Origin of the sequence: Bradyrhizobium sp., from assembly GCF_049512235.1 — a bacterium.
GTDB lineage: Bacteria > Pseudomonadota > Alphaproteobacteria > Rhizobiales > Xanthobacteraceae > Bradyrhizobium.
Genome location: NZ_JBEKXH010000654.1, coordinates 1 through 3149, shown reverse-complemented (window position 1 = coordinate 3149; position 3149 = coordinate 1). Strand labels below are relative to the sequence as shown.

Annotated in this window: 2 protein-coding genes and 1 tRNA gene; 2 read left to right on the top strand and 1 reads right to left on the bottom strand. The window is 62.2% G+C overall.

What is annotated here, in order from left to right; all coding sequences use genetic code 11:
• On the top strand, positions 1-2217 hold a 2217-nt coding region (locus tag ABSG20_RS33430; RefSeq protein WP_423868713.1), incomplete at its 5' end, for a glycosyltransferase.
• 150 nt (positions 2218-2367) lie between these two features.
• A tRNA-Lys gene (locus ABSG20_RS33425) sits at positions 2368-2443 on the top strand.
• Positions 2444-2653: 210 nt separating this feature from the next.
• Here the strand turns inward: ABSG20_RS33425 and ABSG20_RS33420 are convergent.
• A partial coding sequence (locus ABSG20_RS33420) for an RES family NAD+ phosphorylase (protein ID WP_423868712.1) occupies positions 2654-3149 on the bottom strand: 496 nt, incomplete at its 5' end.

Below are 3149 nucleotides of genomic sequence, written 5' to 3'. Positions count from 1 at the left end.
ACAGGTGAAATCTGGAATATCTGGCGCGACAATCCGGAGCTCGGTTCTTCCGTCGATTTCATCGCCGCGCACGTCTTGCCTTACTGGGAAAACTTCACCGACAAGCAGGCGGTGGACCAGGCGGTTGAGAGATACCAGCTGCTGCGCAAGCAATTCGACGGCAAGCGCATCATGATCGCCGAGTTCGGCTGGCCGAGCGCCGGCTACAACCTGCGCAGCGCCGATCCCGGACCGTTCGAGCAGGCCGCGGTCCTGCGCAACTTCGTCAACCAGGCCGACGCCATCGGCATGGACTACAACATCGTCGAGGCCATCGATCAGCCCTGGAAGTTCTTCGAGGGCGGCGTCGGCCCCTATTGGGGTATTCTGAACGCCGCGCGCGAGCCGAAATTTTCCTGGACCGGGCCGATTCAAAATCCCGACTACTGGAAGCTCGCGACCATCGCCATCCTGATGGGCATCCTGATATCGCTGCCGATCCTCAGCCTGCCGAAACCCACCGTGCTGCAGGCGCTGCTGCTGGCGGCGGCGTCGAACGGCGTCGGCGCCTGGTCCGCCACTATCTTCGCCTATTGGAACGGCCACTATTTCGTCTTTGGCTCGGCCTTCGCGCTGACACTCGGATTGATCCTTCTGGTTCCGCTGGTGCTGATCGCGCTGGCCAGGATCGATGAGATCGCGGCCATCGCCTTCGGCCAGCCTCCGCACCGCCTGCTGCTCAAGGGCGCGCCGCCGGTACCAGCCACCGCCGCGTCGGCCGCCGGCGGCGGCAACGGCACTGCCGAACCCTCCTTTCCGAAAGTCTCGATCCATGTGCCGGCCTATTTCGAGCCGCCGGACATGCTGAAGCAGACACTGGATGCGGTGGCGGCGCTCGACTATCCGAATTTCGAATGCGTGGTCATCATCAACAACACGCCCGATCCGGCGTTCTGGCAGCCGATCCAGGATCATTGCCGTGCGCTCGGCGAGCGCTTCAAGTTCATCAACGCCGAGAAGGTCGAGGGCTTCAAGGCCGGCGCGCTCCGCCTCGCCATGGAGCGCACCGCTGTCGATGCCGAAATCATCGGGATCATCGACGCCGATTACGTGGTGCAGCCGGACTGGCTCAAGGACCTGGTGCCGGTGTTTTCCGATCCCGGCGTCGGTCTGGTGCAGGCGCCGCAGGACCATCGCGACGGCGACCGCTCGCTGATGCATTACATCATGAACGGCGAATATGCCGGGTTTTTCGATATCGGCATGGTCCAGCGCAACGAGTTCAATGCCATCATCGTTCACGGCACCATGTGCCTGATCCGGCGCGCGGCGATGGAGATGGCCGGCGGCTGGGCCGGCGACACCATCTGCGAGGATACCGACCTCGGGCTCGGCATCATCGAGCATGGCTGGCTGACGCATTACACCAACCGCCGCTACGGCCATGGCCTGTTGCCGGACACCTATGAAGCCTTCAAGAAGCAGCGCCATCGCTGGGCCTATGGCGGCTTCCAGATCGTCAAAAAACACTGGCGGCGTTTCCTCCCCAACGCCAGCCGGCTGACGCCCGATCAGCGCCGCGAATTCACGCTGGGCTGGCTGAACTGGCTGGGGGCCGAAAGCATCGGCGTGGTGGTTGCCATCCTCAATTTGGTCTGGGTCCCGATCGTGGCCTTTGCCGACATCGCCATTCCCGACAAGATCCTGACGCTGCCGATCATCGCCTCCTTCGTGGTCTCGCTGTTGCATTTTGCCATCCTGTACCGGCTGCGGGTGCCGGTGAAATGGGGCCAGATGCTGGGCGCCATGATCGCTGCGATGTCGGTGCAATGGACGGTGTCGCGGGCGGTCGCCAACGGTTTGATCACCGACCATCTGGCCTTCGCACGGACCTCAAAGGGCGGCTTTTCCCTGGTCTCGATCGAATTCCAGGCCTTTTGGGAGGCCGTGATCGGCGTGCTGCTGCTGGCCGGCGCCGCGGTGCTCGTGGTCACCAACAACTTCAAGCAGGTCCGCGAGATCTACGTCTTCGCCGCCGTCCTGGTGCTGGAAAGCCTGCCGTTCCTGTCCGCGGTCGCGATCGCCATCCTGGAAAACTCCCGCCTCAACGAATTCGCGTTCTGGACCCGGACCGGGGTGCGCACCGCCGAGCTGATAGGCCTGCGCCCGGTGGCCATGCCGACGGTGGTCGGCCCGCCCCAGCCGGTGGCGAGCGAGATTCACCCGGAGACGAGCTGACCGGTTACGGTTTTTCGCGCCGAGGCCTTGTTGAAGAAGTGGCGCTAAGCACCAGCCACACCTCGCAAATCGGTTTTCGCACAGGCTCCCGGGCTAGGCGCGCGGCGCTATTGACCCACATCAAGCCGCCCCCTACACAACGCCCCACGTGAGCGCGTAGCTCAGGCGGTAGAGCACGTGACTTTTAATCATGGGGTCGAGGGTTCGAGTCCCTCCGCGCTCACCAAGTGCGAAGCGAGTGAAGGTTGCCACGCCGCAGCCCACTTGGGCGAAGGCGGGCGCGGCCGCGAGCGACGGATCGGCAGGCCGGCCGCAAGGCCGACGCGGCTCTCGTACCTGAAATATCGAAAACAACCCCATGCAAAGTAGCCTGGCGGTCGCTGGCATTCGAGAACGATTGGCTGCGGCGATGGCTCGTCGAGTGCGGTGTCGGAATTCAGCGATCCCAATTCATTGTTCTGGTGCGAGAATCCGAGTCGAAAATGGACCTTGGCAGGTCGTAACTGGCCCTCGGCATCTCGCAAAAAATTCTAACACCGGACGAGCTGAGATGTATTCTCCACGTCTCTCTTGCCACTTCCTCGGGCCTTGTAAAAACCCGGCAGGTCAAAAGGGCGTAGTTCGTTTCGGGCGGAGCGCGCACCGACTCATATTTGATCGCTTGCAGGTCTGCGGTTCTTGCATCAGCGGCCAAAGCCTGACAGTGCGAATAATCGATCGGATGCTTCCACTTTGAAGCGTGCCTATCCAACGGCGATCTCGTCAGATCCAATGCCCGGTCTGTCTCAAATTCGACGGCGAACGCGGTGTATTCGCCCGGATTTTTGGGCCAAGGGGTCTTCGGCGAATCCGCAAAGAACAACATCCTGTAAAATGCCAGTTCGGTGATCGTCGTCCTTGACAGCTCAGCGGCGTAAAAGACGCCGGCCGTA